Raw genomic sequence first — 21,999 nt, forward strand, 5'->3', positions numbered from 1 at the left:
TTTTTATGTCAGCCTAAAGGATAGTCAGTCTTGATGAACCTCAGGTTTGAAAAAACTAAAACAATACCAATACGAACGTTATGCCATCCTTTGCCAAATGGCCTATCCAGGGTCACATTTTTCCTATCCTGAGACCCTAGCTCCATTTAACGAAAGACTTATTATGGATCAACATGGGCGTATAGGCGTTCGTGTATTGTGGCGAGAGGACAAAAAAGAAGTCATTGTTGTCTTTCGTGGCTCAATTACCATGCAAGACTGGTTAGGTAATTTGTGTTTCGTACCAGTGCGCTACCAAGCAAGTGCTGGTCGTATACATTGGGGATTTAAACGACTATTGGAACAACCCATGTACTCAAGTCACAAATCCCGCGACCAGGCTATTGCATTACAAGAGCTGCTAATGCGAGTACTGACGCCCCTAGTAAAAGCTAACAAGAGATTCACCTTTATCGGACATTCTTCCGGAGGGGCTATTGCTTGTATCTTTGCCAACATATTTGAACAAAAATTCCCGCAAAAGGTAAAACGCGTTGTCACCTTCGGGCAACCAGCGTTTGGCACTTTCAGCTATAGACGTCACTATAAATTACATAATAAAACGTACCGCATTTGCTGTGATTTAGACATTGTCACTTACATGCCGTTGGTGCCTTATATGTACTGGCACATTGGAAAAATGCTCTGGCTACACGACGATCAGATTTACGAAAACACACCAACCCATGAGCGTTTTCTTCGTTCCATGAAAAGCTGGATACTTCGCCCCATTACTTATCACTACATGAAAAAATATATTCGTAATAAAACCCTATTTGACGAGCACTAATCTTCGGATTTTTTGCCAGAATTTAATTTAGCTAAAAAAATGATTTCATCTTGCAAAGTAAGTTGCCAATGTCGCCCATCTTTCCGGTTTTGAGAACAAGGCACATAGCTCGCAAATCCTGGGTATTGAATACCTAAAGCGGTCTCATCACGCTCCCCCAGCGATAGCGGCTTTTTGGCTTTATTACCTTTTTTACGGATGGGGAATAACGAACAGGATTTAGGCTTTACATCAGACACCATTAAATCTTCATCTAAAGCCAATTTATGTAAGGAACAAGCACCGTCAGTTAACGCAAAAACGCAGCGGGTTTGATTAAAATGTGACGGAAAATCTGGACTCTTATACTGATGCTCACGCACCGCGGTTTTGTCGCCGGAAAAACCTTCCCAGTCACCTTTAACAATAAACTCTTGCGGTAAATGCTCAAAGTATTGTGGAAATTTTTCTACATATGCGGTTATTGATTTAACTTCAGCATCAGTCACGTAGACCCCATCATAGCAACATCTCGCTTCACAATGGCGATAATTACAGGCTTTATAATTTTGCTCGCTATTTTGCGGACTAAATCTAGCCTGCCAACGCTTTACAAACTCGTTTTGTACGGATGTTAATTCAATGTCTGTAAGTTTATTTAGCGCCTGAAGAATAAAATTTCGACTGCCTTTTATGCCCTCGCACTGAGCCAACGCAGATATAAAATCATGAGTCGTTTGCTTGCAAATTTTATTGGTAAGCAAGGAGTAAGCGTAAGCGTAAGATTTGTATAAAGGCGATAGCTCCCTATCTGCTTCGTTTATTTGAATTTCATGGAAGATTTTGCCATAAAAAGCGACGACATATTGAAATGCTCGAGCTAAATCACAGAGATAAAAATAGCCGCCTTCTTCCGCTTCTTGTGCCATTTGAGTAAGCACTTCATATGCTTTTAGTGGATCTTCTTGATAAGTCGCCAAGCATTGATATGTCTTACCGTAAATATAGTCCCATTGATGACCAATTTTTTCTGCCAGCGCTACACCTTGAGAGTAGAGCTTTTTACTATCTTTTACTTTTCCCTGCTCAAGTCTAATGTTGGCCAAACAAATCGCAGCAATATCGATGGCGTGATCAAGTTTACTTTGCATTGCCTGATCATAGGCTTCGGATAAAATAATATCCGCTTTATCCAGCATACCAACACCCCAATAAGCATCGGCCAAGTTAACCTTGCAAATGATAAGTTGTTGGACATCACCCTTTTCGCGCTGTAATTGCACACTTTGCTGTGCGTAAAAAATGACTTGCTCATTTTTTTCTAAATCATGTAACACCAAACTGGCAGTATGATAAAAGTGACTCACTAGCCATTGAGGTAAACTGCTAGATTTGATGCTTGCTTCCATCTTGATCAGTAACGCCAAAGCTTGAGCAGATAAACCACTCGCCCAAAGGATCACAGCTTTACAAAGAGACACATTAAACCATTGCAAATTTGTGGTGCTGAGTTGTTCGGCCTTGTTAATAACGTCTAGCCCCTGCTCGCACTTGCCGGTACGCATTAAAAACCTAGATAAATAGGTATGCTGGGAAACTTTGTGTTTTGAAGCTACGGTCGGCCAATCATTTAATAGTTGCCGCTCTTTTTCTACGTCACCGCTCATGTAAGCAGAAGTCACCCTAATCTGCCAAGCTTCTTGAATCAAACTCTGCGGCAAATACGCTAGCTTTAATAGAAGTTGACAGTTCTTATCTGCATTAAAATAATCCCCAACAGAAATTCGCATCAGTGCCAGCGACCTTAACGTATTGGCCATTGGCAAATTCCAGTTTTCGCTTCCTAGTTCAAATTCTTCACTTAGATCACACAATCTTTGAATTAGACGTTGCTGAGTTTGCTCCGAAAGATCATTCCAACGCTTGTCGCTAACTAAACAATGGAGTGCCTTGGCTATTGTTTTAAGATAAACAGTAGCTTTTGGGTGGGTACGAAAAAATTCATAACTGGCTTCAAAATACTCTGCCCGTTTAAATTCCAACTCTTTATAGTTGTTATTTTCTAATCGACTGGCAACAAATCCATAAGCAGATTCAGCTTCACAAAGCTGTTCTGACACCTGCGTATTTTTATCCATTAGCGCAAGCGTTTCCAATAAACTTATTTCATCAAACTCTCGACCTTGACCACTGCCCATTACCAACAACTCTCGCATTGCGGCACCCGCGGTTCTCAATCTATTTCTTGCCATATCAAGCGCTTTCGATGGTAACGAAGTTAATTCCTGTACAGAAACTTCTAGCTGCCCCTGCTCGTTTAACCAACCTGGCGCATTTTTTAACTCGTCGACATAATCTTTTAGCATGTCGAGGTTTCCACCCGATTTTTCTATCAGGATATCTATAGCAGCAAGATCCAAATGTTGTAATGACTGCGTTACCAAATCTATCTGAAACTCTGTAGGAATTGGTTTTACCCTAATTTCACGCACATAATTTGATAAATCATCATCACTTTTTAACTCAGCAAAATAGTCATAAATCGGTTTTGAAAAATCCAATGATTTTGACTTTTCTATGGCATCATCCCAAACCGTCATAATAATCATGAGAGGCCATTTTTGTTTATGCGCTGTTTTTAGCAACTGTTTTAAGATATCTAGACTAGCCTGATCAATAAACTGCACATCGTCCACTACCAAGACAAGCGGCATATTGTGTACTTTTAACAAAGCATTAAATGCGTTGCTGGCTTCGTCCTCAATTCGTTTAGTATCTCGGTTTAGAAGTTCATCAACACTAATATTGTCTGATTTTTGAGAGCTAAACCTTTCTTTTAATGAGGCGAAAAATCCTTCCGCGGTTAGCGCATCAGAGCTGGTTTCAAGGAAGGAGTTCACTGATTCAATAATTTGTCCGCTGCCTGGCACTGCAAAGGAAGCAAGCACACTGAAGGCCGATTTTGCGAGATTCAGATTAGCTTTCTTATTTTTTGCTGAACTGATTAAATAAAATAAATGATGCCTTAATTGGCGTCTTAAAATTTCAAATGCTACAGGTTTTACTGCGTGCTCTTTGGCAGAGTCATAAGATGTGCATCTAAATCCAAGCCAAAGCCATGGCATTTGCTGAACGTTGGTATATTCCACCGAATTTATTAATGGGGCTACCGAAGAGGCTTTTCCGATATCATGTAAATTATCAGGCCAGTAATTGTCTGGGTCGTGGTGTTCAATTAAATATTGGTAAAAACGTTGGACTAAAGAGGTTTTTCCGACTCCAGGTTGGCCTTTTAACAAGATTAACTGGGGACCATTTTCTAATTCACCAAATGCACGGTAAATTCGTTTTAATTCTGATGTTCTGCCCTGAAACACGCTAAAAGACTTCTTCTTATAAATTTTTACGCAAGTTATAAGTTGAATCTTACACTAGAGTTTCAGCTTTATCAGTATTTGTTGGGTATTTAACAATCACTATCTAAAACAGTAATTGTCGGAGGCGTTCCTTCTGCTTGCGCTTGCTGATAAATAACTTTGCAATTATCTAATGAAGCAACCCCGCTAGGTAAAATAGCAAATTCATCACTACGGGTTACAGCCTGAGGCGCAGAATCAGTTAGCACGCCAATTCGCCAATCGGTATTATTGCCAGTTCCGCTACCATCAAGATCTATCCATGACCTGTGGTTTGTCACTATGTCTCTAATCGCTGGATAGCCATAAACAGTGTAGACAGTGCTATTATTGATTGACATATTCTCATCTGCAGCGCGCTCTTTACCAGCTAACACTGCTTTTGAATAGACTAGATCTGCACCGCCTTGAATTGCAGCTTTAAGCCCCTGTAGACTCGCCTTTCTTGCATCACTTTGCACATCAATAAATCTAGGGGCCGCAGTAACAGCAAGAATGCCCAAAATAACAATGACTATAATGAGTTCGATAAGAGTAAAACCGCGTTGCTGCATGTAAGTGGAATCCAAAAAAACAAAGACTTCTTTAGTTTGCCACAAATGAATAATAGGAAGGTTGTTAAAAACTAAGCTTAGTTATGAAAATTAGTACCTTACAACTATCATATTTGTAAGGTACTAAAAGTTTAATCTAGACTACTTAAAACGGCGACGATTGGCGTATGCCAGACCAGTAAAAAATATCAAGATCATTGACATTGTTGAAGGACCGTCGGTGCTAATTGCGGGACATCCGCCGACGCCTGGAGGGTTAGTTGCACAAGGATCTTGACCACCAACAGAAAATTCCGTAATAACGCGAACGAAATCTCCAGGTGTTGATGCTAACCAATCGACATACAAACGATTTGTTTCGGTGCCTGTGCCAATCCACACGGTATCCTGAGCTGGCTCTAGACCGCGAGCACCTGGATTAAGATAGGTAACATTATTGTTTAGAAGATTATCACTTGCTGCAAGCAAATTGGTACTAGTAATAACTGCAATAATGTTCGAATCAAAATCCACATAGCCTTGTTGAGCCGTTGAATCGTCTGGGTCAAAAAAGACATAATGACTTGCTATAGTGGTTCCAGAGGCAACGGTTCCACCAATATTTGTCATTAGGTCTGATGCCAGAAGTATATTTTGACCTTCATTAAACCCGTACAAATTTGGCGTTTGAAAAGTATCATTCCCTACTGTGTTGGCAGGTCCTGCTGGAGGATTAAAAGGCAAGGTTAATAACTGGAAAATGCCGCCTTGGTCAAATGCATCAGGGTAAAGTGCGCCACTACCAATATCAGTTACTGCCCCTCCGATGATAACTGCATGAGAATGCGCTGCAAAAAGACACCCAACTAGGGTAATAGCTATTTTTTTAAACATTGTTACAAACTCCATGTAAGATTATTTTTCTTGTCAGATAAATACAGCGAAAAATCTTTCCTTTTATCCTTTTGAACAAAGTGTAAAGTCATTAATTCAAAAGTTAGATTAATAACCAACACCTTTTGATTAATTTTTAAGCAATTCATACACCAAAATACTATTCTTCATTTAAAACAACGGCTTATAAATTATTTTTACTAATTTGCACTTGGTAATTTAGTAATGCGTAAAAATTACTGACACCAGATATAAGTTTTCAAGTCAAACTAGCTATTTTAACTAAGGCTAAAGTTCTACTCATGAAGCCGATACAACTAAAGTAAAGCTATTTATGGAGTAAGTTCCCACTATGGAAAAATCATATTCAACTATTTCGTCTATTCGTGGATTCACCCTTATTGAGTTGATAATAGTAATTGTGATTATTGGTATACTCGCAACCGTAGCCGCGCCTAGATTTATCGATATTAGTACGGATGCTCGAATAAGTGCATTAAACAAAGTAGCATCTGAAATGAAATCCACCATTACTTTGGTGAAAAGTAAGGCCATTGTAAGCGGGCTTAGAGCGGCCGCCAGTAATCCCGCCGGCGGTTCTAGTAGTAATCAAATTGGTTACGCAGTGGATTTTGGTTTTGGAAATACAGAAGTAGACTGGCGAAACTTATGTCCGGAAGCAGAAGCCGAAGTTAATGACGCCCTTGGTATGCTGGACTTTGTCAACTATGAAGCAAACGACTTTCAAGTAAGAACTGATAATCAGTATGCTCTTTTAGGATTTGAAGTCCCGTCTAGCGGTATACCCACAAACCAAGGTTGTTACATAATTTACGATTCCTTTGGCTCTCCAGAGTGCACTATTACAGTTGTGACTACCGATTGTTAATCTCAATACCAAACTGAACTTCTCATTTGTCGGTATGATTTACTGAAAATTCAATTTATACTCTCGCTGTTATCATGAGTCCAGTCCAATTAAACCTTTAAATTTAATTAAAATCAGAGTGTTAGCCGATGTTGAAGTATGAAAAAAAGCTACTAAACTGTCTCTGTAATGTGTCTAGTTCATTTTTCATCTATATTGCCGCAGTTTGGCTAATCTGGGCCATGCCCATGTACGCTTTAGCTAGTGAATTTGCTCAAGCTCAGCAGATAGAAGACAGTGATATTAGCTTCAACGAAAAGTATAAATCCTTATTGTTATTGCTTGAAGATTCTGAAACTTGGTCAACCGAAGAGCAGAGCTCATATTTTCAATGGTTAGGAACTGCGGCTGGCGAAATTGACAAATTAGAAGAAGCAGAAACCTACCTTACTAAATCAATTGTATTGATCAAAGATTCAGCGCCGTCAGAGCAATTGGCGTTTAGCTTATTAGAACGTTCGTATTTTAGATATTTAGATACAGGAGACACTCAAATCTATTGCCCTGATAGATTTTTAGCTATTGATATTGCCAGACAACTTGAAACATCTGAGATGTTGCTTAAAGCATTAACTCAGGCGGCTTTTTGTGCCACAGACACCAAGGACTTTCAAACCGGATTAAGTTTGCTAAAAGAAGCATTAAATATAATGGAAGTTGATTCTATTCCAAGCACCGATAAAGGACTAATTTATAATGCTACCGGTAATATTTATCGCAGCAATGGCCTACATGAGCGGGCTTATTTCTACATCAAAAAAGCTTATGACGAATGGTTTGCAATTCAAGATTATGTAGGTATGTTCAACATGTTGCATACGTTAAATGCAGAAGCTATCTCTTTGCAACAATTCGAGGTAGCACAAAGTCATGTGGATAAAATGTTTGAAATGGCAAATGCTAATTATGCGGGAATAGACTTTTTATTCTTTGCAAATTTTAACCAAGGCACCTTGTTTTATGCACAAGAAAAGTTTGAAAAAGCCTATGCCAGCTTTTTAAACGCTTATGAGTTAAAAGAAACTACTGTAGAGCAAGATTTTGTAAACACTCTGGTGTCCTTTCTATCTTTTTCAGCTTGGTATAATAACGACTTCACCTCAGCCCTTGAATACGCAAATTTAGCGTCCCAAAGCAAGCCTAAGAGTATTAGAGAAAAACTCTTACTGGACGGAATAATTCACAGCGCAACGAGTTCTAAAAATGAAAAGCAAACTATGTATAGGCTTTTAGAGCTCGATAAATACTATCGGCAAAAAAATTCTGAGTTATTGTCTAATCAAATCGGTGTACTTTCCCTTGAACACGATGTGGTTGTCACCAATGTTGAAAAAGAACTATTGGAAAAACAACTAGCTTTAAGCCAACTTGAAATTGAAAAAAAGCAAGCAGAAGAAGAGCACACACAATTTGTACAGCGGATATTAATTATAATTCTAGGTATGCTGTTTCTCGGTCTGTTTGGCTTATTTTGGGCATTGTCCTATTTCAAGAAGATGGCGGGAACCGATTTTCTTACCGGAGTAAAAAGCCGTAGGGCCGCATTTAAGCTTGGCGAAAAAATCATGCACAGCAATTTGGAGCAAGATAAAGAATTTAGTGTACTTGCCATTGATGTGGACCATTTTAAACGTATAAATGATAACTATGGACACCACATTGGCGATATTACGTTAAAAGAGATCGCTAAACGATTGCAAAATGCATTACGCAAAAAAGACATCCTAGCCAGAATTGGTGGCGAGGAATTTCTGATTTTATTACCCAATACTGCTCAGACAGAAGCAACCGATTTAGCTCAGCGGTTACGTGAAAAAATGAATAAGGATCCCATCAACTTCGATAAACGTTCTTTGTCTATTACCATCAGTATTGGTGTAGCAACAAACACATCAGGCGTTGCTTTCGATAAGCTGATTGCAGTTGCTGATAATGCTTTATATCAAGCAAAGGAAACAGGTAGAAATAAGGTTGTGGTAGCGGACGTTGCTAGTTCGTGAATAAGGTGAGGATGTTAATTGGTCGGTGTGAGAGGATTTGAACCTCCGACCCCTGACACCCCATGACAGTGCGCTACCAAGCTGCGCCACACACCGACCGTAGGCTGCGCATTATATGGATTTGGTACAGATAAGCAAGTGTTTTATAAGCTTAATTCAGCTAAATATCTATGCAAACAAGACCGGTTTCAGTTTTATTTAATACTGCTTTCAGTGCACCTGAATTAGTCCAGACTGCTGATTGCCCTGCGTTAATATAATCAGCACTTTTCCCAGTGGCATTTGAAAATATTATCGGCATATTGAGTTTTCGAGCTGTTTCGCCATAAAATTCAAACGCACTTGCCATTGAGTGATTTGATTTTGCTACCCCAACAAGGTAAGCATCAGCATTTTTGTGTCGATTAACATGTGGTTGTTGTAGAGACTCATAACAGATACCTATGGCTAGATGCTTGTTTTGCCATTGCAATAAATTATCTTTTTGCCCAGGCGTGTAATAAGGCAATTCATCGTCATGCAAAAGGCGTTTTTGATAATCCCAACAAGCGCAATCTGGAAAAATGAATCTATGGTTAATAAACACCTGTTTGCCATCTAACTTGGGAAAGCCGCCCCCGATTGCTATCTGAAATTGGTTAGAGGCTTGTTGCAAAACTTGGGTAAATTGCATTATCAAAGGAGCAAATTCTTTCGCCATCTCTATAGCGCCTTTATCTAGATATCCGGTAAGCGATAATTCAGGGTATATTATGAGATTTGCACCCTGCTCTGCCGCTAAACTCATCAAGTGAAGATGCTGTTCAAGATGATAATCGAAATCACCCAATCGGCTCTCTATTTGTCCCGCGGCAATCCTCATTCTATTGTCCTTTAATGAATACACATAAAAAAATCCGGTGTAGCTAGGCTAGACCGGATTTAGTATTAAATACGTTTACTTATTTATATTCAACTTCGATGATTTCGTACTCAACTGTACCTGCTGGGGTTTGAATATTCACAATATCATCTAGCTCTTTTCCAATTAACCCTCTGGCAATAGGCGAGTTTACTGAGATTAAACCATTTTTAATATCCGCTTCATCATCACCAACGATACGGTAAGTGGTTTCTTCTTCATTGCTGACATTTAAGATGGTAACAGTTGTACCAAACACAACTTTTCCGTTGTTAGGCAATTTGGTGACATCAATAATTTGAGCGTTTGAAAGCTTACCTTCGATATCTTGGATGCGACCTTCACAAAAGCTTTGTTGCTCACGAGCTGCATGATATTCAGCATTTTCTTTTAAATCGCCATGCTCTCGTGCTTCAGCAATAGCATTAATGATGCGCGGGCGCTCTACAGACTTCAAATGATCTAATTCTTCACGCAATTTTTTAGCGCCTTCCGCTGTCATGGGATAAGTTGTCATGATTATTCTCTTTGTTTTTCTGCTTATACCTGATTGTTTGTTCCTTCAAATGAACAATCAATACGTTTAAAAACAAAACGAATGCCAATTGGCATTCGTTGTTTCGATAGAGATGAACCGATAAGTATATGTCAATTTTGATGTTTTATCATCTTATTTGATACTTAACAGCTTCCGTTGTGGTTTAACCTGTAATGCGCTTATGTAATTCCTGAACGGATTGTACATTACGTTTCGCGTCAGCAGCACTTGCTTTTAACGTAGCGAATGCGGCATTCAGCGTTGTCGTATAAGGCACTTTATTCAACAAAGCTTCGCGGCGAATATAGACTGAATCAGTTATCGCCTGACGTCCTTCAGTTGTATTTACTACATAACAGTATTCACTGTTTTTGATAGCATCTACAATATTAGGACGACCTTCTGATACCTTATTTACTTCTTTGCAATCGATACCTGCGATTTCAAGAGCTTCGGCAGTGCCACGGGTTGCTTCGATAACAAAACCACTTTCCAGTAACTGTTTAGCTAAATCAACAATTCGCTTCTTATCATTATTTCGAACAGACAACAGAACTTTACCGGCTTCAGGTAAAGGTGCAGAAGCACCTAGGTTTGCTTTCGCATAGGCCTCTTCAAATGTCTCCCCGACGCCCATAACTTCGCCTGTAGAACGCATCTCAGGACCAAGTAAAGGATCAACGCCTTGGAATTTAGCAAAAGGTAACACCACTTCTTTGACTGAGAAAAACGGCGGAATGACTTCTTGGGTTACACCCTGCTCTTTCAACGATTTATTCACCATTGTTCGAGCTGCAACCTTGGCTAAAGGAATACCCGTCGCTTTAGATACAAAAGGAACAGTTCGAGCAGCCCTTGGGTTTACCTCAATCAAATAAACTTCATTGTCTTTAATTGCAAATTGGGTATTCATTAGGCCTTTCACACCTAACTCAAGTGCCATTTCTTTTACCTGAGTACGCATAACGTCCTGAATATCTTTATTCAATGAATAAGGAGGTAAACTACAAGCAGAATCACCAGAGTGTACGCCAGCTTGTTCAATATGTTCCATGATCCCGCCGATCACTACGTCGGTACCGTCGCAAATGGCGTCAATATCAACTTCTACTGCGTCATCAAGGAATCTATCTAACAATACAGGCGCTTCGTTTGACACCTTCACCGCTTCATTTAGGTAGCGTTTTAAGTCTTTGAGGTCATACACAATTTCCATTGCTCGACCACCTAGAACATAAGAAGGTCGCACTACCAGTGGAAAACCAATTTCTTTTGCCTTTTCTAGTGCTTGTTCCATATTGCTCACAGTCGCATTAGCAGGTTGTTTCAAACCAAGCTTTTGCACCATTTTTTGAAAGCGTTCACGATCTTCTGCCATATCGATAGAATCTGGTGAAGTACCTATGATAGGTACGCCGTTTTTCTCTAGATCTCTAGCTAGTTTAAGTGGTGTTTGACCACCATATTGCACAATGACGCCCGTCGGTTTTTCAACTCGAACTATCTCTAATACATCTTCTAATGTAACAGGCTCAAAATACAATCTATCTGACGTATCATAGTCGGTGGAAACAGTTTCAGGGTTACAGTTCACCATGATAGTTTCGTAACCATCTTCACGCATCGCCAGTGCCGCGTGTACGCAGCAATAATCAAACTCAATACCTTGACCAATTCGATTAGGGCCACCGCCAAGTACCATGATTTTTTTCTTGTTAGAGGGCGCAGCTTCACACTCTTCGTCGTAGCAAGAATACATATAAGCAGTTGAGGTAGAAAACTCTGCAGCACAGGTATCAACCCGTTTAAATACCGGCAGAACATCAAGCTTTGTTCTTTGTTCACGAACATTTGTTTCACTGGTATTAGTTAAAGTCGCTAAGCGGGCATCAGAAAAACCTTTACGTTTTAAATTTCGCATTAGGTTTTCGTCAATGCCAGTTAGCCCAACCCTGGACGACAATTTTTCCAGCTCAATGATTTCTTCGATTTGCACTAGGAACCAGCGATCAATATTGGTAAGTCTAAACACTTCTTCAATGCTCATACCTAATCTAAATGCATCGCCAATGTAGAAAATACGTTCAGCGCCAGGTTCTCTTAATTCATAAATTATTTTGCTTTGTGCTTCAGGGTCGTCAAGGTCAATGATGGGATCAAAGCCTGACACTCCAGTTTCTAGCCCTCGAAGTGCTTTTTGCAAAGATTCCTGCTGATTACGACCAATGGCCATAACCTCACCAACAGATTTCATTTGAGTAGTTAATCTATCGTTTGCGCCGGCGAACTTTTCGAAGTTAAAGCGTGGTATTTTAGTCACAACATAATCGATAGAAGGCTCAAACGAAGCTGGCGTTAATCCGCCGGTAATGTCGTTATCAAGTTCATCAAGGGTAAAGCCTACCGCTAGTTTTGCTGCAATTTTGGCGATTGGGAAGCCGGTAGCTTTAGACGCTAAAGCAGATGAGCGAGAAACCCTTGGGTTCATCTCAATGATGACAAGGCGTCCTGTTTTAGGATCCACACCAAATTGCACATTAGACCCACCGGTTTCAACACCGATTTCACGTAGTACTGCCATAGCGGCATTACGCATAATCTGGAATTCTTTGTCGGTTAATGTTTGCGCTGGCGCTACGGTAATTGAGTCACCAGTATGAACGCCCATGGCATCGATATTTTCAATAGTACAAACGATAATACAGTTATCCGCTTTATCGCGAACCACTTCCATTTCGTACTCTTTCCAACCAATTAAGGATTCGTCAATTAACAATTCATTGGTGGGAGATAAATCTAGGCCTCTGGCACAGATTTCATTAAATTCTTCGATATTGTAAGCAATACCACCACCTGAGCCGCCCATGGTGAAAGACGGGCGAATGATACAGGGAAAACCAATGCGCGATAAAACGTCATGAGCCTGTTCCATATCGTGAGCTATCTCAGCTCTTGGACATTCCAATCCGATTGATTTCATGGCTTTGTCGAATCTTTCGCGGTCTTCAGCTTTATCTATTGCGTCAGCTGTAGCACCTATTAGTTCAACGTTAAATTCATCTAAAACACCATGCTTATTCAAGTCTAGAGCACAGTTAAGCGCAGTTTGTCCACCCATGGTAGGAAGGATGGCGTCTGGCTTTTCTTTAGCAATGATATTTCTGACCACTTCCCACTGAATTGGCTCGATATAAGTAGCGTCGGCCATTTCAGGATCTGTCATGATAGTTGCAGGGTTCGAGTTAACCAAAATAACTCGATAGCCTTCTTCTCTTAACGCTTTACAAGCTTGAGCACCTGAATAATCGAACTCACAGGCCTGGCCTATTACAATAGGACCAGCGCCTAAAATCAAAATACTTTTGATGTCGGTACGTTTTGGCATTCTTTCTTCCTATTGCTTAGATTGGGTAATTAAATCGATAAAATGATCAAATAAATCTGCAGCTTCATGGGGTCCAGGGCTTGCTTCTGGGTGTCCTTGGAAACTGAACGCTGGTCTGTCAGTAAATTCAATACCTTGTAGAGAATTATCAAATAAACTCACGTGGGTTACCTGTATGTTGTCAGGTAATGATGCTTGATCCGCGGCAAATCCATGGTTTTGGCTGGTGATCATAACTTTATTCGATCTCAGGTCTTTCACTGGGTGGTTTGCCCCGTGGTGACCAAATTTCATCTTAATTGTTTTAGCTCCTGCGGCTAACGCTAGTAGCTGATGGCCTAAACAAATACCAAACACAGGAATTTTCTTTTCCAAAAACACTTTTATTGCGTCGATTGCGTAATCGCATGGCTCAGGGTCGCCAGGTCCGTTTGATAGGAAAACGCCGTCAGGATTCATGGCTAATACTTCTTCTGCTGAGGTTTGCGCCGGTACTATAGTCAGTTTGCAGCCTCTGTCGACAAGCATTCTTAGAATGTTCTTTTTGGCACCGAAATCGTAAGCCACGACATTAAATTTATAGTCTTGAACATTTGTTGCGTGCCCAGAGCCTAGATTCCAAAGGCCATCAGACCAAGGGTGAGTGTCTTTACAGCTTACGACTTTAGCGAGGTCCATCCCTTTAAGACCGGGGAAAGCTTTTGCTTTTTCTAAGGCTGCTTGAGTCGCTTCTTCGATATTATCAACATCTAGCTCAACTGTCATAATACAGCCGTTTTGCGCACCTTTGTCGCGAAGGATCCTAGTTAACCTTCGAGTATCTATGTCTGCAATACCTAAAATCTTATTCATTTTTAGATATTCTGAAAGTGATTGCTTGTTTCTAAAATTACTTGCAATTAAAGGTAAATCTCTAATGATGAGACCTTTTGCCCAAACTGTATCTGATTCAACATCTTCTTCGTTGGTACCAGTATTGCCTATGTGAGGATAGGTAAGAGTAACAATTTGTTCGGCATAGGATGGATCTGTAAGAATTTCTTGATAACCTGTCATTGAAGTATTAAATACCACTTCACCAACAGAGTATCCGTGAGCACCGATTGCAGTTCCTTTAAATACAGAACCATCGGCGAGTACAAGCAGGGCAGAAACAGCCAAGTCGACCTCCTGAAATGAGAGATAACTAAGAAAAACTTGCGTTAAGCAAGAATTTCTATATTATTGTCCTCTTTCCTCGCAAAAAGAGGATAACATGTCTCTACCAAAACACCTTGCATGTTGCCTTTTTTCTTGATTGCAAGCCTTATTATTTAAGGATTCAATCCTCAATGACCACCAATCAAAACAAGCTGCAAGAATTTCTTTTTGGCAAATTCCGAGCATTATATACAACAAATTAAACTAGGTCTAACAGTTTTTAAATTGATTTTTAAATATGTAAAAACAAAGCTTTTATTACCATTATTAGACTTAAGCCCTAAAATCACAACAATTCCAAAACATTCTGCATCGAAAACAGACCTTTTTCTTTACCTTTTAGCCATTGCGCTGCATGCAATGCGCCGTTGGCGAAGGTCAATCTACTCGAAGCTTTATGAGTAATTTCAAGGCGTTCCCCAAGCGTCGCAAACATGGCTGTATGCTCACCAACAATGTCTCCTGCGCGTACTGTGGCAAAACCTATGGTTTCTCGTGATCTTTCTTCGGTAACACCTTCTCGGCCGTAAACCGCACATTGGTCTAGATTTCGATCCAAAGCATCGGCAATTGACTGCCCTATTGCCATAGCTGTGCCCGATGGAGCATCTTTTTTAAATCTATGGTGGGCTTCGAGGATTTCGATATCTGCTGTGTCTCCCATGACTTTAGCAGCCGTTTTCACAAGATTCAGCATCAAATTAACGCCAACTGAATAGTTGGCAGCAAATACGACTGGGATATATTTTGCAGCCTCGTCAATCAAAGTTAGCTGTTCGGATGTAAGTCCTGTAGTACCAATAACTATTGGCGTTTTAGAATCTACGGCTAAGTGTAAATTCTGCTCTAATGCCTCAGGTAACGTAAAGTCAATGAGTACGTCAGCGTGTGTAATAATATCTTTTTTCAGTTCAACCACCTTGATATATTGCCGGCTAATTCCAGCTAATTCACCTGCGTCCATTCCGATAAAGGGAGAATTTGACCTTACACTGGCAAATCCTAACGCGACAGATGAATGTGCATATGCGGCTTCGATAAGAACTCTACCCATGCGACCATTTGCGCCTAAAATACCCACTTTTACCATTTCTTTGATTCCTTTGTTTAAGGTCAATTTGATGAGGGGTATTGTGCATTAATGTATGGCGATTAGTAAGTCTAATCTGTTATTCTTTAGATGTTTTTTTACTTTTTTCGTTAAATTGGATTTACTATGCAACAAGCAGATGTCTGGGATTTCCCTACCCGTCTTTTTCATTGGTTATTGGTAGCTGCGTTAATTTTTCAATATGTAAGTGGTGAGATTTTAGATGATGCTATGCAGTGGCACTTTTATATTGGTTACTTCACTATTGGACTGATTGTTTTTCGACTATTGTGGGGCTTTGTTGGTCATACTCATTCAAGGTTTAGCCAATTTATTGTTGGCCCTGGCCGCGTGGTAAACTATGTTAAAGGCCAAGATAGCCAGCATTATCTAACTCACAATCCATTAGGCGCTCTGTCAGTGATTGCTATTCTAGCAATAGTAGCAACCCAAGCGATCAGTGGACTTTTCATTGATGATGATATTTTCTTTCAAGGTCCTTGGTATGCAGCTGTGGATAAAGACACTGTAAGCTTAGCTAACACTATTCATCATACGTTTTATAAGGTAATTATTGGATTAGCAATTTTGCATATCATTGCGATTGGGTTTTATCAGCGAGTCAAGAAACAAGCCATTGTGCAAAGTATGATACATGGTAAAAAGCCGACTCAAAAAGCTCACGCTTATCCAACGTTTAGTCGTTCTCTTGTTTGGCGCTTTTTAATCGTAGTGGCTATTTCGGCTGCTATAGTCTATTTAGGCGTTGAAGTGTTGTCACCAGAGCCAGTCGAAGAGTTTTTTGGATTCTGATAAGGATTAACTCGCACTCGTTATCATTAAAAAAGGACAAGCATGGTCCGCCATACTTGTCCTTTTACATTATTGAAACTTTTATTTAGTCAGCTTTGTAAGCGTCGTGACATGCTTTACAAGTGCCGCCCACAGCACCTATAGCTTTACGATAATTATCTTCATCTTTGCTAGCAGCAACTTTTTCTAAGGCTTGTGCAGCTTCAACCATATCCATGGCTTTTTGATTAAAATCAGCAGAATTTTCCCAAATAGCATCTAAAGCTTCAGTGTCTACGTCAAAGCCACTTGTATCAGGCGCAAAGTAATCTTCCATCATCATGCCAAGTTGTGCGATACGCTTGGCGTTTGTTTCCATTTTTGCTGCATCAAAATCGATCTGGCCTTTAGCCATTGCACCCAAAGGACCCATATTGGAATACACCAATTTTAAAATGGATTGGCGAAAAGCAACAATAGATTGCGCTTGTTTTTCAGATTTAACGCCGTGGTCATCGGCCAATGCAATGGTAGACAAGCCTGAGATTACTAGCCCACAGGCTAATGCCATAACGGTTTTTTTCATTTTATTTTCCTTGTGTGAAACGTTTTGAATAATTGATTTATCTTAATTTTTACAGCATGAATCGGCGAAAAGTTTATATTTTATTTTTAGTGGTCAAATCATCAACGTTTTTGCTTAAGGATTTCCTTCGCTAACTCTGATATGGCCTTTCTCATAGCTTGCACCGAAGACAAATAGCCTTTGGTAGCTTGCCTAACTTGTATTTCAAAAGTATGACCTGTACTAGTCACATTTGCTTTCGAAAATTTAAAATACCCAGTTAATACTATATTGCCATCAAATGTTGGGTAAAAGCTGTCTAAATAAAGTTTTAACTTTTCACAATCACGGCAGGTATCGACAAAATTAGTCGCATCTGTTTGCTGGTTTAAATCAAACACCAGAACATTCTTTAACATTGTGTCTAGATCCACAGCCCATTGATGATAATTAGCAATATAAAGTTTGTGACTCTGCTCCAACATTACAATATTTTTCTGCTGTAAATATGCAGGGATTGCGACAATCTCAACGCTAACACTTTGGTTTCCCTCTTCCCATTGCATCACTAAGGGTTTATCTTCAAGTAAATAATAATGGGTTTCTGGCACCGACTCAGTAGTCACACAACCAAATAAAATTGTTATCAGCAGCAAAATTACAGATTTTTTCATTTATCTTCACCCGATGAATTGTCAGGATTGGGTTCTTTGTCTTCTGGCGCAGCATCACTAAAAATAAGAGAATTGGGCTTGTTACTGATATCAGATATCATGGGCTGCACCATTAATAACGTTTGCTCTAACTCATCTAAGCTTGACATTAGCCTATGGTAAACGGCTGAATCCGGTTGCACTCCCTGTAAAGCATCATCCACCTCTTTCATAGTGGATTCTATAGTATTCACAAGTGACTGCATCGAAATTAAAGTGTCTTGGGCCACTAAAACAGTTTGATCAGTACTTTGTAATAATTGTTCGATGGGAAGCGCATTTAGCTTTTCTAATAAGGCATCAGTTTTACTTAAAAGAGAAGCAAAACCGCCTTCAGCCAAAGGAATTATGGGATATTCACCAAAGGTCTCATAGTTACCAACACCGGCTGGATTAAAATCTAAAGTCACCTTCAAAGAGCCTGTAATGTAATTGGCGGTTTCAATTCTTGCTTGCAAACCGTTTTTAATCCAATGCTCAAAATGCTCGGTAAAGCCTTCTATATTACTTTCGTTTGAACGCTGAGTAATGCGAGCAGGTTCAATATTGATAACCACTGGTATTCGGGTTTCGTTTTCCCGTATTTCATTCGTTTCGTAAAAGCCTAGGTAAGGTTTAGCAACTCTACCGATTTTAATTCCTCTGTACTCGACAGGAGCGCCAGTATCCAAACCACCAACTGTTTCTTCAACCAAAATGACGTAAGTTATGGTTTCGTATTGCCTTTCTTCAATTGTCGCTAGTTGTGAAGGATACAGCTTAAACGTAGTGGATTCTGAAACAGCTTCACCTGGTGTTAGATCTTCAGGTACATCAAAAGCAACACCACCAGCCACTAAGGACTCAAGTGAAGAAAAATCTACTTCTATGCCACTAACACTGGTGGAAACTGTGATACCACTAGCATTCCAAAAATGGGTATTAGATGTGACCAGCTTATCAAAGGGAGCGCGAATAAAAATACCATAGGTGATGCTTCTATCTTCTATATCAAAATCTATGGATTCCACAACGCCAACTGAAATTCCGCGATACACTACGGGATTTCCTTCAAATAAGGACTTCCCACCATAAGAGATCAAATCTAGTTTGATCCCAGCCTCAGATGGCGATGCCACAGGAGGACGGCTAAGGCCAACAAATGAGTCACTTAGATTTTTTTCTTCTCCTGGCTCTAATGCGATGTAAGCGCCAGATAGTAAAGTGCCAACACCACTAATTCCAGTGGCACCTATACGCGGGCGCACTACCCAAAAATGGCTGTCTATTTTTAAAAATCGTTGCGCATCTCGATTAATTTTGATGTCTGTTAAGATAGACTTTCCATCATCGGCAAAGCGGATTCGTTCAACTCTACCAATATCAACATTACGATATTTTACTAAGGTTCGGCGGGCTTCGATGCCTTGGGCATCATCAAATTGTACTATGATATCTATGCCCCGATTAAGCCAACTTTGATACAAGAGTCCCCCACCAACGAGCGCTGCAATAATTGGTAATAGCCATACCCAAGAAATACCTTTTTTGTTTTTGATCTCAGGAATAACGGGTTGTTGGTCGGTCATAGAAACTTACATATCCTTTTGTTGTTTATCCCATATTAAGCGCAAATCAAATTGATGTGCAGCTAACATGGTCAGGATGACAACGCATGCAAAGGCACGTGCGGCGACGCCCGGTTCAACTACCATGATATTCGAAACATGGACTAAGGCAACTAAAATTGCGACTACAAACACATCTATCATTGACCATTTTCCAATGAACTCGGTAACTTTATACATAAAAGTTAGCTCATTTTCAGATAGTCTAGAGTCTTTACGAGTGCAATAGCACAACCAGAAAATGATCAAGATTTTAGCGATTGGGATAAAAATACTGGCGGTAAAAATAATCCCAGCGACCAAATAAGATTCATGTTCCATAAAAGCCAATATGCCTTGAATTATTGTGCTTGGTTCTCTTTGTCCTAACATGGTATTTACCATGATTGGATAGGTATTGGCTGGAATATATAAAATAATCGCAGTAATGAGCAAGGCTATGGTTTTTTGCACACTCTGAGGTCTTCGCACATGGACATGAGTGCCACAACGTTTACAGCTTTTGGTTTGCCCCTCATTTATTGTATAGCAAATATGGCAGGCTTTTTTTCCCATACTTGCTGCAGTATTTTGAGGATAGTTTGCTTTATCAGTCATTGGCCATAGCCTCTATCCAACACCAAACCTGGTATTTATTGGCAATTAAGGATGCCGCAATAAAGCATAATGTAAAGCCAATGTACGCCCAGAAAGCGATGCCTAATACTATGTCAGCCAATTCAATAACCTTAATTAAAGCCACCAAAACGCCTATGATAAACACATCTGCCATTGCCCAAGGAATTAGCCGTGTTAGCAACTTTGCACAGGTTAATGATGCTCTATAAGGCAATAGCGCATTTTTTCCCATCAATAGTAATATCAAGCATATGAGATAGATGAAAGGAACGGCCAAAATAAAAGCTAATACCAAAAATCCTAGCAACCAAAAACCTTGCAAAAACAAATCGAAGGACGCTTCGGTTATGGTTATTGTGCGTAGTACGCCCGAGGCTTCAAAGGTTAAAAAAGGAAACAAATTCGCTACTGCAAATAAAATTAACGCGGTAACGCTGTATGCAAAACACTTTTGTGACGCATGAATTTGATTTTCAAACAAAAAACTATGACAACGAGGACAATAAACCCGTTGATGAGGTAACAGATCGTCTGGTGTTTTAACCACCAAGTCACAATGTGAACATGCAATCTGTTTTAATGCCATAACTTGATAATTAAACCTGAAATTTCAATATATTGCTGATGAAAATATAACAGGCTGAGGATATGCATTCAATCTGATAATAAGTCGAAACGAAATTGATATTAAATTGATTTAAGATGCAGATAAAAAAAACAACCGCTTATTGCGGTTGTTTTTTGGACTTGGTTTTGTGAACTCTAGTTAGTTAGATCATCGAAAAACTTTTTCACACCATCAAAGAAACCTTTTTCTTTTGGTCTGTGCTTTTCTGACGAGCCTTTCATCGTTGCTTCAAACTCTTCTAACAATTCACGCTGTTTAGATGACAAATTCACCGGTGTTTCCAGTACCACTTTGCAGATCAAGTCTCCAACGGCGCCACTGCGAACTGATTTGACCCCTTTCCCACGCATTCTAAACATCTTACCCGTTTGGGTTTCTGGTGTAATTTTCAGTTTTACTTTACCGTCGAGCGTTGGCACTTCAATCTCACCGCCTAGCGCAGCTGTGGTAAAGCCCACTGGGACTTCACAGTACAGATTGTTTCCATCGCGCGTGAAGATGTCATGGTCGCGAACATGCACTTGAACGTACAAATCACCTGCTGGAGCACCGTTCTCGCCGGCTTCACCTTCACCTGTTAAACGAATTCTGTCTCCGGTATCAACACCTGCAGGTACTTTAACTGAAAGAGTTTTGGTCTTTTCGACACGCCCCTGACCACGACAGGAATTACAGGGATCAGAAACAATCTTACCTTTACCCGAACAAGTTGGACAGGTTTGTTGAACCGCAAAGAAGCCCTGACGCATCTGCACTTGGCCATTGCCTTTACAGGTTGGACAGGTTGTTGGTGATGTACCCTTTTTAGCACCCGATCCATGACAAACTTCACATTCAACCAAGGTTGGAACACGAATTTCGACTTCTTTACCTCTAACGGCTTCTTCAAGCGTCATTTCAAGGTTATAGCGTAAATCAGCCCCTTGTCTGGCTCGACTTTGACGGCCTCTACCGCCACCAAAAATATCACCAAAAACATCACCGAAGATATCACCAAAATCGGCGCCACCACCGTAGCCTCCGCCACCTCTGTTAGGATCGACACCGGCATGACCATACTGATCATAAGCTGCGCGCTTACGTTCATCTGTTAAGATTTCATAGGCTTCTTGAATTTCTTTAAATTTTTCTTCCAGCGCTTTATCACCAGAGGTTCGATCTGGATGATATTTCATGGCTAGCTTCTTATACGCTTTTTTAATATCGCGTTCGCTAGCGCTTTTGCTGACGCCTAATACTTCGTAATAATCTCTTTTGGACATACACCCACATCCCACTTAGTGTGGTATTGAAACTGTTTAACAATACCTTTCGAATATCTTAGTTTTTACAACAAACAGGCGCAAACTGCTACCAGTTGCGCCCGCTTATGCTGTTAAGACA

Annotated in this window: 18 protein-coding genes and 1 tRNA gene; 4 read left to right on the plus strand and 15 right to left on the minus strand. The window is 40.1% G+C overall.

The genetic code is table 11. The features are described 5' to 3' along the window. Window positions 1-46: 46 nt before the first annotated feature. The gene (locus tag ACNKW3_RS01760; protein WP_427397566.1) at window positions 47-829 is read left to right on the plus strand and encodes a lipase family protein; all 783 of its coding nucleotides are present in this window, start codon (window positions 47-49) and stop codon (window positions 827-829) included. Here ACNKW3_RS01760 and ACNKW3_RS01765 read toward each other — a convergent pair. From ACNKW3_RS01765 to ACNKW3_RS01775, 3 genes are all read right to left on the minus strand, one after another. Further along, window positions 826-4,185: a DUF3109 family protein gene (locus ACNKW3_RS01765; RefSeq protein WP_427397567.1), complete on the minus strand. Its 3,360-nt coding sequence runs from the start codon at window positions 4,183-4,185 to the stop codon at window positions 826-828. The genes ACNKW3_RS01760 and ACNKW3_RS01765 overlap by 4 nt on opposite strands. An 89-nt stretch (window positions 4,186-4,274) precedes the next feature. Continuing rightward, window positions 4,275-4,778 (minus strand): prepilin-type N-terminal cleavage/methylation domain-containing protein, encoded by a 504-nt coding sequence (locus ACNKW3_RS01770; RefSeq protein WP_427397568.1) that lies wholly within the window; start codon window positions 4,776-4,778, stop codon window positions 4,275-4,277. A gap of 141 nt (window positions 4,779-4,919) precedes the next feature. Beyond that, the gene (locus tag ACNKW3_RS01775; protein WP_427397569.1) at window positions 4,920-5,651 is read right to left on the minus strand and encodes a hypothetical protein; all 732 of its coding nucleotides are present in this window, start codon (window positions 5,649-5,651) and stop codon (window positions 4,920-4,922) included. A 352-nt stretch (window positions 5,652-6,003) separates the two neighbouring features. Here ACNKW3_RS01775 and ACNKW3_RS01780 point away from each other — a divergent pair, with 352 nt between their 5' ends. Together ACNKW3_RS01780 and ACNKW3_RS01785 are read left to right on the plus strand one after the other, a co-directional pair. Next, window positions 6,004-6,540 (plus strand): prepilin-type N-terminal cleavage/methylation domain-containing protein, encoded by a 537-nt coding sequence (locus ACNKW3_RS01780; RefSeq protein WP_427397570.1) that lies wholly within the window; start codon window positions 6,004-6,006, stop codon window positions 6,538-6,540. Window positions 6,541-6,668: 128 nt separating this feature from the next. Further along, window positions 6,669-8,579, plus strand: coding sequence for a GGDEF domain-containing protein (locus ACNKW3_RS01785; protein WP_427397571.1), 1,911 nt, complete (start codon window positions 6,669-6,671; stop codon window positions 8,577-8,579). A 19-nt stretch (window positions 8,580-8,598) separates the two neighbouring features. Here the strand turns inward: ACNKW3_RS01785 and ACNKW3_RS01790 are convergent. The 6 genes from ACNKW3_RS01790 to dapB form a co-directional block, all read right to left on the minus strand. Then, window positions 8,599-8,675: transfer RNA gene (locus ACNKW3_RS01790), tRNA-Pro, on the minus strand. A 64-nt stretch (window positions 8,676-8,739) separates the two neighbouring features. After that, on the minus strand, window positions 8,740-9,441 hold the full coding sequence (locus tag ACNKW3_RS01795; protein WP_427397572.1) for a carbon-nitrogen hydrolase family protein: 702 nt from the start codon (window positions 9,439-9,441) through the stop codon (window positions 8,740-8,742). A 79-nt stretch (window positions 9,442-9,520) separates the two neighbouring features. After that, window positions 9,521-9,997 (minus strand): transcription elongation factor GreA, encoded by a 477-nt coding sequence (gene greA, locus ACNKW3_RS01800; RefSeq protein WP_427397573.1) that lies wholly within the window; start codon window positions 9,995-9,997, stop codon window positions 9,521-9,523. A 184-nt stretch (window positions 9,998-10,181) separates the two neighbouring features. Further along, window positions 10,182-13,403: a carbamoyl-phosphate synthase large subunit gene (gene carB / locus ACNKW3_RS01805; protein WP_427397574.1), complete on the minus strand. Its 3,222-nt coding sequence runs from the start codon at window positions 13,401-13,403 to the stop codon at window positions 10,182-10,184. 9 nt (window positions 13,404-13,412) lie between these two features. After that, window positions 13,413-14,564, minus strand: a complete 1,152-nt coding sequence (carA, locus tag ACNKW3_RS01810) for a glutamine-hydrolyzing carbamoyl-phosphate synthase small subunit (RefSeq protein WP_427397575.1) — start codon at window positions 14,562-14,564, stop codon at window positions 13,413-13,415. A 325-nt stretch (window positions 14,565-14,889) separates the two neighbouring features. After that, window positions 14,890-15,693, minus strand: a complete 804-nt coding sequence (dapB, locus tag ACNKW3_RS01815) for a 4-hydroxy-tetrahydrodipicolinate reductase (protein WP_427397576.1) — start codon at window positions 15,691-15,693, stop codon at window positions 14,890-14,892. A gap of 126 nt (window positions 15,694-15,819) precedes the next feature. On the opposite strand from dapB, the gene ACNKW3_RS01820 reads away from it, so the two are divergent. Continuing rightward, window positions 15,820-16,506, plus strand: a complete 687-nt coding sequence (locus ACNKW3_RS01820) for a cytochrome b/b6 domain-containing protein (RefSeq protein ID WP_427397577.1) — start codon at window positions 15,820-15,822, stop codon at window positions 16,504-16,506. 85 nt (window positions 16,507-16,591) lie between these two features. On the opposite strand, the gene ACNKW3_RS01825 is transcribed toward ACNKW3_RS01820, so the two are convergent. The 6 genes from ACNKW3_RS01825 to dnaJ all read right to left on the minus strand — a co-directional run bounded on the left by ACNKW3_RS01825 (window position 16,592) and on the right by dnaJ (window position 21,878). Continuing rightward, window positions 16,592-17,071 carry a c-type cytochrome gene (locus tag ACNKW3_RS01825; protein ID WP_427397578.1) on the minus strand — a complete coding sequence of 160 codons (480 nt, stop codon included), beginning with the start codon at window positions 17,069-17,071 and terminating at the stop codon, window positions 16,592-16,594. Between the two features lie 101 nt (window positions 17,072-17,172). After that, the gene (locus tag ACNKW3_RS01830) at window positions 17,173-17,724 is read right to left on the minus strand and encodes a PqiC family protein (RefSeq protein ID WP_427397579.1); all 552 of its coding nucleotides are present in this window, start codon (window positions 17,722-17,724) and stop codon (window positions 17,173-17,175) included. Continuing rightward, window positions 17,721-19,331 (minus strand): intermembrane transport protein PqiB, encoded by a 1,611-nt coding sequence (gene pqiB / locus ACNKW3_RS01835; protein WP_427397580.1) that lies wholly within the window; start codon window positions 19,329-19,331, stop codon window positions 17,721-17,723. Before pqiB ends, ACNKW3_RS01830 begins: the two co-directional genes overlap by 4 nt. Window positions 19,332-19,337: 6 nt before the next feature. Next, the gene (locus ACNKW3_RS01840) at window positions 19,338-19,967 is read right to left on the minus strand and encodes a paraquat-inducible protein A (protein WP_427397581.1); all 630 of its coding nucleotides are present in this window, start codon (window positions 19,965-19,967) and stop codon (window positions 19,338-19,340) included. Then, on the minus strand, window positions 19,960-20,574 hold the full coding sequence (locus ACNKW3_RS01845; protein WP_427397582.1) for a paraquat-inducible protein A: 615 nt from the start codon (window positions 20,572-20,574) through the stop codon (window positions 19,960-19,962). The genes ACNKW3_RS01840 and ACNKW3_RS01845 overlap by 8 nt, the downstream gene beginning before the upstream one ends. 176 nt (window positions 20,575-20,750) lie before the next feature. Then, window positions 20,751-21,878: a molecular chaperone DnaJ gene (gene dnaJ, locus ACNKW3_RS01850; RefSeq protein ID WP_427397583.1), complete on the minus strand. Its 1,128-nt coding sequence runs from the start codon at window positions 21,876-21,878 to the stop codon at window positions 20,751-20,753. Window positions 21,879-21,999: the final 121 nt, after the last annotated feature.

This window comes from Glaciecola sp. 1036, from assembly GCF_050306235.1.
In the GTDB taxonomy this organism is placed as follows: Bacteria; Pseudomonadota; Gammaproteobacteria; order Enterobacterales; family Alteromonadaceae; genus Glaciecola.